12 protein-coding genes and 1 pseudogene are annotated in these 14190 nt (G+C 65.9%); 2 read left to right on the top strand and 11 right to left on the bottom strand.

Features of this window, described 5'->3' with window-relative positions; all coding sequences use genetic code 11:
- Window positions 1–2: 2 nt before the first annotated feature.
- Window positions 3–635 (bottom strand): DUF3786 domain-containing protein, encoded by a 633-nt coding sequence (locus H5T65_04000; GenBank protein ID MBC7258388.1) that lies wholly within the window; start codon window positions 633–635, stop codon window positions 3–5.
- Window positions 636–792: 157 nt separating this feature from the next.
- Here H5T65_04000 and H5T65_03995 point away from each other — a divergent pair, with 157 nt between their 5' ends.
- A complete protein-coding gene (locus H5T65_03995; GenBank protein MBC7258387.1) occupies window positions 793–1947 on the top strand; it encodes a deoxyguanosinetriphosphate triphosphohydrolase in 1155 nt (384 codons plus the stop codon).
- Between the two features lie 50 nt (window positions 1948–1997).
- Here the strand turns inward: H5T65_03995 and H5T65_03990 are convergent, their stop codons facing one another.
- The 10 genes and pseudogenes from H5T65_03990 to ffh all read right to left on the bottom strand — a co-directional run bounded on the left by H5T65_03990 (window position 1998) and on the right by ffh (window position 12750).
- Entirely contained in the window at window positions 1998–2996 is a 999-nt protein-coding gene (locus H5T65_03990; protein MBC7258386.1) for a hypothetical protein, read from the bottom strand.
- A 223-nt stretch (window positions 2997–3219) separates the two neighbouring features.
- On the bottom strand, window positions 3220–4302 hold the full coding sequence (locus H5T65_03985; protein MBC7258385.1) for an aminopeptidase P family protein: 1083 nt from the start codon (window positions 4300–4302) through the stop codon (window positions 3220–3222).
- A gap of 71 nt (window positions 4303–4373) precedes the next feature.
- Window positions 4374–5315, bottom strand: coding sequence for a tyrosine recombinase XerC (locus H5T65_03980; protein ID MBC7258384.1), 942 nt, complete (start codon window positions 5313–5315; stop codon window positions 4374–4376).
- 9 nt (window positions 5316–5324) lie between these two features.
- Window positions 5325–7646, bottom strand: coding sequence for a type I DNA topoisomerase (topA, locus tag H5T65_03975; protein MBC7258383.1), 2322 nt, complete (start codon window positions 7644–7646; stop codon window positions 5325–5327).
- A gap of 162 nt (window positions 7647–7808) precedes the next feature.
- A pseudogene (locus H5T65_03970) lies at window positions 7809–8867 on the bottom strand (NTP transferase domain-containing protein).
- Window positions 8868–8912: 45 nt separating this feature from the next.
- On the bottom strand, window positions 8913–10019 hold the full coding sequence (gene dprA, locus H5T65_03965) for a DNA-protecting protein DprA (protein ID MBC7258382.1): 1107 nt from the start codon (window positions 10017–10019) through the stop codon (window positions 8913–8915).
- A 178-nt stretch (window positions 10020–10197) separates the two neighbouring features.
- Window positions 10198–10764, bottom strand: coding sequence for a 16S rRNA processing protein RimM (gene rimM, locus H5T65_03960; GenBank protein ID MBC7258381.1), 567 nt, complete (start codon window positions 10762–10764; stop codon window positions 10198–10200).
- The gene (locus tag H5T65_03955; protein ID MBC7258380.1) at window positions 10764–10991 is read right to left on the bottom strand and encodes a KH domain-containing protein; all 228 of its coding nucleotides are present in this window, start codon (window positions 10989–10991) and stop codon (window positions 10764–10766) included. Before H5T65_03955 ends, rimM begins: the two co-directional genes overlap by 1 nt.
- Window positions 10992–11037: 46 nt before the next feature.
- The gene (gene rpsP / locus H5T65_03950) at window positions 11038–11325 is read right to left on the bottom strand and encodes a 30S ribosomal protein S16 (protein ID MBC7258379.1); all 288 of its coding nucleotides are present in this window, start codon (window positions 11323–11325) and stop codon (window positions 11038–11040) included.
- Between the two features lie 102 nt (window positions 11326–11427).
- The gene (ffh, locus tag H5T65_03945; protein ID MBC7258378.1) at window positions 11428–12750 is read right to left on the bottom strand and encodes a signal recognition particle protein; all 1323 of its coding nucleotides are present in this window, start codon (window positions 12748–12750) and stop codon (window positions 11428–11430) included.
- A 355-nt stretch (window positions 12751–13105) separates the two neighbouring features.
- Here ffh and H5T65_03940 point away from each other — a divergent pair, with 355 nt between their 5' ends.
- On the top strand, window positions 13106–14104 hold the full coding sequence (locus H5T65_03940; protein MBC7258377.1) for a WYL domain-containing protein: 999 nt from the start codon (window positions 13106–13108) through the stop codon (window positions 14102–14104).
- The last annotated feature ends 86 nt before the right edge of the window (window positions 14105–14190 follow it).

Below are 14190 nucleotides of genomic sequence, written 5' to 3'. Positions count from 1 at the left end.
GGCTATTTTCCGGCGGCGTGGATGAGCCGCGACGCCAGATACCCGCCCAGCACCGCCAGGTCCTCGGTCGGCAGGTAGTTGGCCGCGGCGGCGTCAAACAGCACGTTGGCCGACGGCGAGAACTCCTCGTCGCCCTTGTACACGATGACGGCGAGCCACACGCGGGGAAGCGCGCGGAAGAGATACGACGCATCCCCGAAACTCAGCCTGTCCCCGCCCAGTGCCCGCGCCGCGCGATGGAAGGCTTCCAGGTCGGTGCCGAAGCGCGCGCGGATGCGGTGGCTGGCCCGCCCCTGGAACGCCGGATCGTACACCATCGCGTCGGGCAGTTCGCGGAACGCAACCCACCGGCCTGCGGGCGGCGCGCCGTCGGCGGTCAGCAGGTAGTGCAACAGCAGAATCCGCGTCGTGATGGGCACCTCGGCATTGTTCCCCACCAGGCGCACCTCCCCATCGGGGTGGTGGATGGTGTACTTCTCGCCCGTCAGCGTCAGCGACACCATGCCCGAAGCGGTGTCATAGTCGGCGCCCGCCTTCCAGGCCGTCTCCTGCGGATCTCGCCTCTTCCAATCCTCCAGCGCCTTCTCCAGCGCCGGCCCGTACCGTTCCTCGGATGTGCGCGGCCCCAATACCATGTCTGGCCTCCTTGCGTAGTCTTCACTGCGTGCTCATCGCCAGTATAGACCAAGGCGCGGCAACTTTCAAGTCGGGTTGACACAGACCTCAACCCCCGCTAAACTAGGAGCATATAACGGCAGCGCAACCCGCCTGCCCGGTCGCACGAGGTTGCCCATGATCTACACGAGAGAGAAACTTGAGGAGATAGAGGCCACCACGCTCGCGCCCTACGCGGCCAAGAGCGGCCAATCCCGCGGGCGCAAGTACCCCGAAGACGAACATCCCTACCGCACCGCGTTTCAGCGCGACCGAGACCGCATTATCCACACCACCGCCTTCCGCCGCCTGGAGTACAAGACACAGGTCTTCGTGAACACCGAGGGCGACTACTATCGGACGCGCCTCACGCATACCCTTGAGGTAGCGCAGATCGCCCGCACCGTCGCGCGCGCCCTGGGCGCCAACGAAGACCTGGCCGAGGCCATCGCCCTGGCCCACGACCTGGGGCACACCCCCTTCGGCCACTCGGGCGAGGAGGCGCTGAACGAACTCATGCAGGACCGCGGCGGCTTTGACCACAACCGCCAATCCGTGCGCATCGTAGAGGAATTGGAGCGCCGCTATCCCGAGTTCCGCGGCCTGAACCTCACCTGGGAAGTGCGCGAGGGGATGATCAAGCACGAGACCGAGTACGACAAGAGCGCCGCCACGGGCTACGAGCCGGACAAGGCCGCAACGCTGGAAGCCCAAATCGTCAACGTGGCCGACGAAATCGCCTACAACTCCCATGACCTGGACGACGGCCTGCGGGCGGGCATCCTGCATCCCGACATGCTGCGCGGCATGGAGTTGTGGGAGGAACTCCTGGCCGCGCTCCGCGTCCCGCCTGGGATGTTTGACGAACTCACGCGCCATCGGCTGATACGCAAACTCATCGGGCGGGAGGTTACCGACGTCGTCCAGGAGACGAGCCGCCTACTGGCGCACTACGGCGTCAACTCGGTGGAAGACGTGAGGAACCTGGGCGTTCCCATCGTGCGCTTCTCCGAGGAATTGCGGCAGAAGAACCGCGCCCTGAAGGATTTCCTGATGAAGAACTTCTACCGCCACTATCGCATGGTCCGCATGTCGCAAAAGGCCAAGCGGATGATCGGCGACCTCTTCCGCGCCTACATGCAGAACCCCGCCCAACTGCCCTTCGCGGTGGAGGAACGCAGTTGCGAGAGCGGCGACCTGGCCTGCGTGATCTGCGACTACATCGCGGGGATGACCGACCGCTACGCCATCCAAGAGCACCAGCGGCTCTTTGACCCGTCGGTTCAGGTATGACGCGACGACGCGCCGCCAGAGCCATCCGGCGGCGCGTCGTTCCGCATCCACTACGCTGGCTGTGCGGTGGCCTGCTTCAGGAACGGCTCCAACCGCACCACCATCCGCTCAAAGTAACTGTTGGCCGGCGGCTCGCTGCCGTAGGAAACCTCGGCCACCGTGGCCTTCACACGCAGGCGTTCCGTCTCCAGGATTACCTCCTGCCCCGGCGAGGCAAGCAGCAGTTCACCCTTGGGCGCAAGGGCCGCCCGCATGTCGGCATCTCCGTGCGCCCACTCGCTCATGAGGACCTTGGTTACCGTGCGGATGTCCGTCTTGTCAAACAGCCAGATTTCCAGGGCCGTAACGCGGTTGGGCGAGCCTTCCGCCAGCGTCTCGCTGATGCCCATCCCGCATTCGCCCAGGAACTCCCCCTCGGGCGACTCAATGCTGAAGGATTCGTCGTAGGCGGCCTCGCCCAATCGGTATGTGGCGACGAAACTGGTGAGCGGGGTTGTTCCATCCGCCGCGGGAGGCGCGGGCGCGCGCGACGGCGCAGGACGTCTGGCCGCTCCCTTCTGCCTGCGCGTGAGCCACCCGATGGCCGCAAGCGCAAGGAGCAACAGCACGACGACGCCCAGAATGAGCGGGAGCCAGCGCAGGAAGCCCGACGTGCCCTTCGCGGGAGGCTGAGCGGCAGGCGTGGGGGCAGCAGTTGCCGCCTCAAGTCCCAGCGCCGAGCGCAGCATCTCCAGATTCTGGGCTTCCAGGCCCATCTGCCTGGCGCGGCGGTCCTCAATCAAGTCCTGCAGAATCTGCGACAGTTCCTTCCTGTCCCAGTTACGCAGCCGCTGCTGCGCCAGGCCCGAGTCGCCGTTGGTCGCCAGGGAATCCGCAACCATGGCCACGTAGGCCTGCTTGTGCTCGGCCCGCAAATCCCAGGGGTCCGCGTCCACCCACTTCACGGGCCAGAGCCACCAGCCGATGACCAGCCAGCCCAGCAGAAGACCCAGGATCAACCCCGCAATCCCGGCGGCAATGACCTCCTTCTTCTTCAACTGGTTCAACATCTTTGTCCCTCCTGACATGAGGTGCTGCTGCGCGCGACTGGCGAGCGCGAACGGGCTCGCACCCGCGCACTACCCTGGACATTTGTGCTGCATTGTAGCACAATATCCCACGAAAAACAACGCCGACCGGAACTCAGATTCGGCCCCGTCTTGTGTTGGCAACCGAGGTGCGGCGCACCTGCGCCCATGGCGCGACCCACAAACTTCGGAACCGAGACGGAACTCAAATCCGAACGATGGGATCCTTGTCGGCCTTGGTCAGAATCTCCGCGCCCGACGCGGTGATCAGCGCCATGTCCTCAATGCGCACGCCGCCCCACCCGCTGAGATAAATCCCCGGCTCCACCGTAACCACATGCCCGGGCGCCAGCGTGTCCTGCGTGCGCTGGTTGAGGCCGGGCAACTCGTGCACGGCCAGCCCCACGCCGTGCCCCAAGCCGTGGCCGAACTTGTCGCCGTGGCCGGCATCGGCGATGATGGCGCGGGCCGCGGCGTCCACATCAGGCCCCAGCGCGCCGGGCCCCAGCCTCGCTTCCGCCGCCTCCTGCGCGCGCAGCACCACGTCGTACACCTCGCGGAATGTGCCGTCCGCATCGCCCAGCCACAGGGTTCGCGTGAGATCCGAGTGATAGCCGCTCACCCGGGCCCCCATGTCCACGACGATAGGCTCGCCCGCGCGAATCTCGCGGTCCGACGCCAGCGCGTGGGGCATCGCTCCGTTGGGCCCCGACCCCACGATGATGTCAAAGGCGATGCCATCGGCCCCATGAGTCCGCATCCAGACCTCCAATTCCCAGGCGACCTGCTTCTCCGTCATCCCCGGCCGAATGGTGCGCTTCAGGTGCGCGTAGGCCGCGTCCGCGATCTCAACCGCCTTGCGGATGAGGGCGATTTCCCCCTCCTCCTTCACAGCCCGAAGTTCCTCCACGACCCCTTGCGTCGGCACGAGAGCCGCTTCGCCGACCTTCTCAGCCCACGCCTTGTGCTTGGCGTAGGTCAGGTGCGCGCTCTCAAATCCGACCCGATCCACGCCCGCCTGCGCGAGAAGGTCGGGCAGTGCCTGCGCCACGTCCCGCTCCAGTTTCACGATCTCAAAGCCCGGCGCTTCGCCCGCCGCGCGCTCCGTGTACCGCGAGTCCGTTAGCAACACGGCCCGGTCCGCGGAGACAAACAGCGTCCCCGCCGAACCCGAGAACCCGCTCAGATAGTACCGATTCAGCGGCTGCGAGATCAGCATGGCGGGCAGTTCCAGAGCGGCCATCCGCTCGCGCAGCCTGGCCAGGCGTTCCGTTGTCATCGTCATCATCCTCCTCTCGTGTGTGCAATCAGCGTGCCACCGGCGCGGTTCTCGCGCCTTGCGCCTGCCCGCCGGCGCCGTTATCCGCGCGAACGCGGGTGGGCGCGCAGGTACACCTCCCGGAGCCGCTCCTGGCTTACGTGGGTGTACACCTGGGTAGTGGCAATATCCGAGTGGCCCAGCATCTCCTGGATGAAGCGCAGGTCGGCCCCGCCGTTCAGCAGATGCGTGGCGAACGTGTGCCGAAGGACGTGCGGCGTTACCCGTCGGGTGATGCCGGCGGCGCGGGCCGTCTCCCGCACCAGGGTATCCACACTCCGCGACGACAGGCGCAGGCCGAAACGGTTCACAAAGAGCGCGTTGGTCGCAGCGGGCCTGTGCCCGGCGGCCAGCAGGCGCGGCCTCCCCTCGGCCAGATAGGCGTCCAGCGCCCTGCATGCCGGCTCGCCCAGGAAGGCCACTCGCTCCTTCGCGCCCTTGCCCCACACCCGCAGCCGCGCCTCCTCGCGCTCGTAGTCGCCCACGTTCAGCCCCACCACCTCGGAGACGCGGAGGCCGCTGGCGTACATCACCTCAAGGATGGCGCGGTCGCGCAGGCCGGCGGGCGTGGATGTGTCGGGAACCCCGAGCATCGCCAGCACTTCGGCGTACTCCAGATACCGGGGGAGGCGTTCCGGCACCCGCGGGAGCGAGACCAAGCGGAACGGATTCTCCGCAATCTCGCCGTTGCGCATGAGGTACTTGGCAAAGGAGCGAAGTTCGGACAGCCGACGGGCGACGCTCGCCTGCGCCAAATGGCGGCTGCTCAGCCACAAAAGGTACCGCCGAATCAGCGGCACACTGACCGCCGACCAGTCCTCGGCGTCCTCGCCCGCCGCGAAGTCTATGAACTCCTGAATCTCGGTTCTGTAGTTCTTGATGGTGTACGGCGACGCGCCCTTTTCGTACCGCAGGTACGCCACAAAGCGGTCCAGGTGCCGCTGGAGAATGGACGGCTCTGCGCGCTCGGTTTGTGTGCTCATAGATGCTGCCTAACTCTGCACGGGTTGCGCTGCCAGTTCAGAGATTGGCGTTTCCTCGCCGCACTTTGTGCACACCGCCACGCCCGGCGACTTCGGCTTCTCGGTCAGGAGCCCGCCGCAGTGCGGGCAGGGTTGCGGCAGCGGCCGGTTCCAGGTGGCGAACTTGCAGTTGGGATAGTTGGCGCATCCGTAGAAGGTACGCCGACGCCGCGTGCGCTTCTCCACCAAATCGCCGCCGCACTCGGGGCATTTGGCTCCCGTGGGCGAGACCAGCGGCTTGGCGTTGCGGCACTTCGGGAACGCGCTGCACGCCAGGAACTTGCCGTACCGCCCGCGCTTGATGACCATCGGACTGCCGCATTTCTCGCAGACCTCGTCCGTCATCTCCACGGGAATTGTAGTCGGTTCCATATTCTGGCGCGCAGCCTCCACGGTCGTGCGGAACGGCTCGTAGAAATCCCGGAGCACCTGCACCCAGTCCTTCTCGCCCGACGCCACCTCGTCCAGGCGGCTTTCCATCTCGGCCGTGAAGCCCACGTCCATCACTTCTGGGAAGTGCTTGACCAGCAGGTCGTTGACGATGAACCCCAGTTCGGTCGGCACCAGCCTGCGCCCCTCAATCTGCTCCACGTACCCCCGCTCCTGGATGGTGGACAGAATGGGCGCGTAGGTGCTGGGGCGGCCGATGCCCTTCTCCTCCAGCGCGCGGACAAGCGTCGCCTCCGTGTAGCGCGGGGGCGGCTGGGTGAAATGCTGCTCCGGGAACACGCCTCGCAGGTCCAGCATCTCGCCCACCGACAGCGGCGGGAGCATCCGCTCCTCTTCCCCTTCTTCCTCCGGCGCTTCGTCTGCCTCGCGCCGCTCCATGTACACCTGCATGAAGCCGGGGAACTTCACCCGCGATCCCGTGGCCCGCAGGCCGTAGGTCGCGTTCGGATTCCCCACCGGCGAGACCCGACTGTCCGCCGCGATGTCCACCGAGACCGTGTCAAGAATCGCCGATGCCATCTGGCTGGCAAGAAACCGCTTCCAGATGAGGTCGTACAGGCGATACTGATCCGACGTCAGGTACTGGCGGATGGCCGCCGGCTCCCGGAAAACGGAGGTGGGGCGGATGGCCTCGTGCGCCTCCTGCGCGCCTTTCGCCTTGGTCTTGTAGGTCCAGGGCTTGGGCGGCACAAAACTGGCGCCGAACTTCTTGCCGATGTAGTCCAGCGCCTCCCGCTGCGCCACCTCGGCCACGTTGGTAGAGTCGGTGCGCATGTAGGTAATCAGGCCCACGCTGCCCTCGTCGCCGATGGGCAATCCCTCATACAACTGCTGCGCCACGGCCATGGTGCGCTTGGGCGAAAAATGCAACCGGCGCGAAGCCTCCTGCTGGAGCGTGCTGGTAATAAAGGGCGGCGACGGGTTGCGCCTCACCTCCTTCTCGCGCACCTCCAGCACCGCATACAGCGACCGCTCCAAATCCTCCTTGAGGGCCAGGGCGTCTTCGCCCCGATGGCATTCAAACTTGTCGCCCCGCACCTTGACCAGCGCGGCGCGGAACGGGCGGTCCTCCCCCCGCTTCTTCGCCGCCTCCGGCTTCTTGGCCAGTTCCACATCCACCGACCAGTACTCTTCAGGCACGAAGGCTTGAATCTCGCGCTCGCGCTCCACCACCAGCCGCACGGCTACGGACTGCACGCGGCCCGCCGACAGTCGGTTGCGCCCCATGTTCTCGCGCAGCAGCGGACTCAACGTGTAGCCCACGATGCGATCCAGAATGCGGCGCGTCTGCTGCGCGTCCACCAAATGCTGGTTGATGCCCATCGGATGGCTGAACGATTCCTCTATCGCGGGCTTGGTGATCTCGTGGAACACCACGCGATAGACCGGCTTGCCTCGGATGCTGCTCCCAAGCGTCTCCTTCAGGTGCCAGGAGATGGCCTCGCCCTCGCGGTCGGGGTCGGTGGCCAGGTAGATTTCCGCGGCAGCGCTGGCCTCCTTCTTCAGTTCTTTCACCACCTCGGCCTTCTTGGCAGGAATCACGTACCGAGGCTTGAAGTTGTTCTCCAGGTCAACGCCCATGCGATTCATCGGAAGGTCGCGGATATGCCCAACCGAGGGCTTGACCTTGTAGCCCTTGCCCAAGAACTTACCCACGGTGCGGGCCTTGGCTGGCGATTCCACGATGACCAGTTTGCCCTCGCCCCTCGGGGCCGCGTCGGCCGGGAGCGCGTCGTGCGCCTCCGTGCGGCCCAGGCGCGTGAGCGTCGTCCCGCACACCGCGCACCGGCCGCGCGTGGCCGGCCGCCCGCCCGCCAAGAACACCGGCTCGGCGTCCACCATTTCGCGCTGCGCCTTGCACTTCACGCAATAGGCTTCCATGCTATGCGCCTCTCTTCCCATCGGTGATTTGGGTTCACCTCAGAGCGCACCGACGCTGCAGAGAAAGATAACCATCCAGCCCTCTGCGGTCTGCACGCTCCCCGCTGTGAACGCACGTTACATCTAAAGATACTGTCGCTTGTTCCCCTTACGGAGCATCTCCACAAGGATTTTCACATCCTGCGCGCGGTCTTTGGGACACACTAGCACCACATCTTCGGTGTCCACGATGACCATATCCTTCAGCCCGATGGCCGCCACCAGCCGCTTCCCGCCCCAGATGAGCGTGCCCTCGGTGTCCAGCGCGACGTGCTCGCCCACGATCACATTGCCCTGCTCGTCCGCCGGCACCACCTCGGCCACGGCCTTCCACGAACCCACGTCATTCCAGCCGACCGAGATGGGAATGACCGCCACGCGACGCGCCTTCTCCATAATCCCCACGTCTATCGTAACCGGCTGAATGCTCGGCCAGACCCGTTCCAGCACGGCCTGCGCGTCGGGCCTGTCCAGCGCGCCGTCAATCTCATCCAGGGCGGCGCACAGGTCGGGCAGCAGGTTCCGCATCTCGTCCAGGATGCGCGAGATTCGCCAGACGAAGATTCCGCTATTCCAGTAGTAGCGGCCGCTCTCCACAAACTGCTGGGCCCGCGCCGCGTCGGGCTTCTCGGTGAACTGAACCACGTGATACGCAGGGCCAACCCCCGCGTCGTTCAGCGGATGCCCGCGTTCTATGTACCCGAAGCCCGTCTCGGCCCATCGCGGGGTGATGCCCAGCGTGGCGATGTAGCCCTGCTCGGCCAGGGCCACAGCCGACCGCAGCGCGGCGCGAAAGCCCTCGGCGTCCGAAATCACGTGGTCGGCGTGGAGCGACGCCATGACGCCGTCGGGGTTCTTGCGCCGCATGTGCAGCGCCGCCAGCCCGATACAGGGGGCCGTCCCCTTGCCCATCGGCTCAACGAGGATGTTCTCAGGCGGCAATTCCGGCAGGTGGGCGCGCACCTGGTCCGCATGGGCCGCCGCCGTCGCCACGTACACCTGGCGCGGCTCCACCAGAGGCGCAATCCGCAGGTAGGTTTCCCTGAGAAGCGAGCGGTCTCCGCCCAGGGACAAAAGGTGCTTGGGCATGTGTTCGCGGCTGCTGGGCCACAAACGCGTCCCCAAGCCCCCCGCGAGTATGAGGATGTTCAGCGTAGCGATGGTCAAGTCCCCCTTCCCTCGTGAAAGTTACGGACGATAGACCTGCCGCCCTTCGCGCACGGCCACATAGTTCATGCTGCCGACATGCCGCACCAGACCCTTGAGTTCCATCATCACCAGGGTACTGTTCACGTCGGCGATGGACATGCCGGTGGCCCGCGCCAACTCGTCCACGTGAATCGGCTCCGCCGCCATGTGCTGCAAGAGCAACGCCTCTCCGCCTGCCTCCGGCAGAGCCTCCCGCGCCTGCACGAATTCCTCCACCATGTTCAGGTTGAGTTCCTGGAGGATGTCCTCCGCGCAGACGACCGGCTTCGCGCCGTCGCGGATGAGTTCGTTGACGCCGCGACTGCCAGCAGCCAGGATGCTGCCAGGGACGGCGAACACATCCCGTCCCTGCTCCAGCGCGTGGCGTGCCGTGAGCAGCGCGCCGCTTTCTCGGCCCGCCTCCACCACCAGCGTCCCCAGCGCCAGCCCGCTGATAATCCGATTCCGCGCCGGAAAGTTCCCCGCCTCCGGCTTCGCGCCGATGGGACACTCGCTGACCAGCGCGCCGTTCTGGATGATGCGCTCGGCCAAATCTCGGTGCTCGGCGGGGTAGATCACGTCCACGCCCGAACCCAGCACGGCGATGGTGCGGCCGCCCACCGACAGTGCAGCGCGGTGCGCCACCCCGTCAATCCCGCGCGCCAGCCCACTGACGATCGTAACGCCGCACCGCGCGATCTCCGACGCCAGCAGATGGGCCACCTCGCGCCCGTAGGTGCTGGCCTTTCGCGTGCCCACCACGGCCAGCGCCAGTTCGTCGCGGGGCAGTATCTCGCCCCGAACGTACAGCAGGGGTGGCGAGGCCGCGATGTTCCGCAGCAGGCGAGGGTACTCGGGATCGCGCCAGGTGAGAATCGTCGCGCCTGCCCGCTCCACGCGCGCCATCTCCCGCTCCAGCGAGATTTTGGCGCGGGTCTCCTGCAACGCCTGGATGCAGCGAGTGTCCAGGCCCGCCGCCGACAGATCCCAGGCGCTTGCCTCCCAGGCCCGCGACAGTTCTCCGAAGTGATCCAGCAGCAGACGGATGCGCTTCGGGCCTATCCCTGGCACGAGATTGAACCCTACCCAGAAGGCAACCTCATCCAACCCTGCTCTCTCCTTGCGGCAAGGATATCCAAACCTTGCCCACCTGTCAAGCCGCGCCGCAAAGCGACTCATCGGCACAGGTGCGACGCACTTCCGGAACGCAATGGCCCAACGCCCACCGTCGCTCGCAGAAGTTGAGTTGGGAGAGAAGGAACTTGCGGGGATGCGCGGGCGTCGCCTACACGAGGCCAGGGATGAGGTGAACGGTCATTCGGCCCTGCTCAAGGTCTATCCCCAGGATGACGTCCGCAATGGCCGGCAGCCAGACCTCGCCTTGCGGCGTGTCCACCACATAGACATCATTGGCCGGCAGGCTGATCACCTCCGAGACCGTCCCAAGGCGCTGGCCGGCGTCCGTCCACACTTGAAGCCCGACGATCTGGTGAACGTAGAACGTGTCGGCGGGCAGGGGCATCGCCTGCTCGGTGGGCACCGAGATTTCCGCGCCGCGCAGCATCTCCACCGCGTTGCGGTCGTCCAGGCCGACGAGTTTGATGACGACATCGCCCTTGTAGAACCGCGCCTTCTGGATGGTGTAGCGGCGCGGCTCCGGCCCGATCCAAATCTCGGCGCCCTGCCGAAACCGTTCGGGGAAATCGGTGAGCACCTGCACGCGCAGTTCCCCTCGCACGCCGTGCGGCGCGCGCACCTGGCCCACAATCAAAAAGCGAGGCTCAGCCGGCAGGTCTCGCTCGGCTGAGCCGTTTGCGTCGCGAAGCGATTGGCCATCCGCCAAATCGGGCATTAGTCAATCTCCAAAACGTAGGGCTTCCCGCGCTGGGCGGCCCCCACCCGCAGGAGCGCCCGCATGGCATTGGCCACGCGCCCCTCCTTGCCGATGACCCGCCCCATGTCCTTGGAGCCGACGCGCAGATGGATGATGATGCGCGAAGAAGTTATGCGCTCGTCCACGCGCACCGCCGAAGGATCGTCCACCAGGGACTTGCCGATGTACTCAATGAGTTCTTTCACAGATGCGCCCCTCCGAGTCGCCGCGCCAACGGCGTGCAGGGTCTCGCTACGCCGTGGGTTGCTCGGTGCTGCCCTGCTTGGCGGCGGCCCACTTGTCCATGATGCCGGCCTTGGTCAGCATCCGCATCACGGCATCGCTGGGCTTCGCGCCCTGGGACAGCCAGTGCAGCGCCCGCTCCTCGTTGATCTCCACGGTCTCCGGCTCCGTCCGAGGGTTGTAGAAGCCGATGATCTCAAGGAACGCGCCGTCGCGGGGCGCTTCGCGCTCCGTTACCACGATGCGGTAACTGGGCTGTTTCTTGGCACCAACTCGTCGCAAACGAATACGCAGCATATTCTTCAACCTACTCCTGAGAAATTAGCAACATACTATACCACAGGCCCCCGCAAACGCCAAAATCCGAGCGCCAACCTCACAATGGTTGCCAACGCGGCATCACCGGAACAGGTTGAATAGCCCGCCTTTCTTGCCGCCCGCCAGGTCTTTCATCATCCGCTGCATCTGTCGGAACTGGGACAAGAGTTGGTTCACGTCCTGCACGGTCGTGCCGCTGCCGCGGGCAATGCGCCGCTTCCGACTGGCGTTGATGATCTCGGGGCGCCGCCGCTCCTCCGGCGTCATGGAGTTGATGATGGCCTCCACCTGCTTCATCTGTTTCTCGGTCAGATCGGCGGGGATGTCTCGGCTTGCCTGCGACAGCCCTGGGATCATCTCCAGCAGTTGGCTCATCGGCCCCATCTTGCGGACCTCGTGCAACTGCTTGCGAAAATCCTCCAGGTCAAAGGTGGCGGTCCGCAGTTTGCGAGCCATCGCCAGCGCCGACTCCTTGTCCAGCGACGCCTCTGCCCTCTCAATGAGCGTCAGCACGTCGCCCATCCCCAGGATGCGCGACGCCAGCCGGTCGGGATGGAAAACCTCCAGGGCGTCCAGTTTCTCGCCCGTCGCCAGGAACTTGATGGGCACGCCTGTAACTTCGCGCATGGAAATGGCCGCGCCGCCGCGCGCGTCGCCGTCCACCTTGGTGAGGATCAGCCCCGTGAGGCCCACCTGCCCGTTGAATTCCGTGGCCACGCGCACCGCGTCCTGGCCCGTCATGGCGTCGGCCACCAGGAGAACCTCGCTCGGCTTGACCGTGGCCTTGATGACCTTCAGTTCGGACATCATCTGATCGTCAATGTGCAGGCGGCCCGCCGTGTCCAGGATGAGGACGGTGTACGCCGCCTTGCGCGCCTTGTCCAGAGCGTGGGCGCAAATCTGGGGTGGCGGCACGCTCGTGCCCTCGGAGTGGACGGGAATCTCCAGTTGCGCGCCCAGAACCTCCAACTGGGTAACGGCGGCGGGGCGGTAGGTGTCGGCGGCCACAAGCATGGGCCGCTGCCCCGCCTTGCGCAGGTGCAGCGCCAGTTTGGCGGCCGTCGTCGTCTTGCCCGAACCCTGCAGCCCGACCAGCATGACCACGTTCGGGGGCGGCCCCGAAAGGTCCAGTTTGGCCGACTGGCCCAGCGTGGCGATGAGTTCCTGGTGCACGATCTTGATGACCTGCTGCGCCGGCGTGAGGCTGCGCGCCACCTCGGCACCCATCGCGCGCTCCTTCACCCGCGCCAGGAACGCCTTCACCACGGTGAAGTTGACATCGGCCTCAAGCAGCGCCAGCCGCACCTCTCGCAGCGCCGCATCTATGTCCTGCTCGGACAGTTTGCCGCGACCCGACAGGCGGTCAAATATGGCCTGGAGTCTGGTAGAAAGCGTTTCAAACACGTGGACACCTTTCTTTCCGATTGGAAGCGCATTGTAGCCGTGGAATTCGCCGCCGTCAAATCGGCGCCCCTTCAGCGGGTCCCCTCGCCCCGCCTGCGGGGAGAGGGCCAGGGTGAGGGGTGCAATCCCCTCGCCCCGCTCGCACGGAGAGAACACGTAGGGCGGCTTTCCATAGCCGCCCGCCCGTCCCATCGCCACGCTCGCACGGAGAGGGCCAGGGTGAGGGGTGGCCTAGAGGAATTGCATTCCCCCAACCCTGTGCTATACTTCTGGAGCGCCTATGCGAGCGCGCTGCGCGGAAAGCCCGCGTCTCGCACCATTGGCACGAGAATCCTTCGCCGTCGCGAGGAGGTCCATGGATCGCTCGGTACGCCTGATGTACATCCAGCGGCTATTCTATCAGAACCCGAGGGGGTACAAAGCCTCCGAACTGGCGCGGTTGTGCGGCGTGGACCCCCGCACCATCAACCGCGACCTCCAGGACCTGCAGGACGAGCCGTTTCGGCTCCCCCTGGTAGCGGAACCGGACTGGCGCTGGCGGCTGATGAAGGGCCACCGGTTCACGCTTCCGCCCATCTACTTCTCGCTCCAGGAGGCCGCCGCTCTGTACCTGGCGGCGCGGCTGCTGGACAGGATCAGCGACGAGCCGAACCCATTCGTGGCGCGGGCGCTGGTCGCCCTGGCCGACGCCCTGCCCGCCGAAGTGGGGCACGTCATCCACGAAATGGTCTCCGAGAGGCTCGGCGAGGAACAATCACCGTTCGCCCGCGCCTTTGAGGTCATCACCCTCGGCTGGGCCACGGGGCGCAAGGTGCACATGCGCTACCGGTCGCTGCACAGCGACGAGGTGCGCGACACGGTGCTGGAGCCGTACCTGGTCGTGCCCTCCTGGCCGGGCCATGCCATCTACGTCATCGGCTACGCATCCCACGCCGGTGAGGTTCGCACGTTCAAGATGGAGCGCGTTCTGGACGCCGAACTCCTGGAGGAAACCTTCACCGTACCGCCGGAGTTTGACGGGGCCTCGCTCCTGAAAAGCGCCTGGGGCATCATGTGGGGCGAGGAGACCAAGGAGGTCGTCCTGCGGTTCACCCCCGCCGTGGCGCGGCGCGTGAAGGAAGGCCGATGGCACAGCAGCCAGGAGGTGCAGGACTGCGACGATGGCGGGTGCATCCTGCGGTTCCACGTGGCGCACCCCGGCGAGATGAAGTCGTGGATTCTGGGCTGGGGGCCCGACTGCGAGGTGCTCGCGCCCGAAAGCCTGCGGCGGTCGGTCGCCGACGCCCTGCGGCGGGCCGCCGCGCTGTACGGCGAGGAGCCACCGCCGGCAAACGGAGAACTCCCGGCAGGCTAGGCCGCCTGCGAAACAAGCGTTGACCCTAAGGGAGGATGGTTATGGGGGACAAGATACGGGTGATTCTAGCCGACGACCATGCCCTG

The sequence above is a fragment of the Chloroflexota bacterium genome, assembly GCA_014360805.1.
Classification (GTDB): domain Bacteria; phylum Chloroflexota; class Anaerolineae; order DTLA01; family DTLA01; genus DTLA01.
The sequence above is the reverse complement of the archived record's forward strand: the minus strand, read 5'-3'. Positions and strand labels throughout refer to the sequence as shown.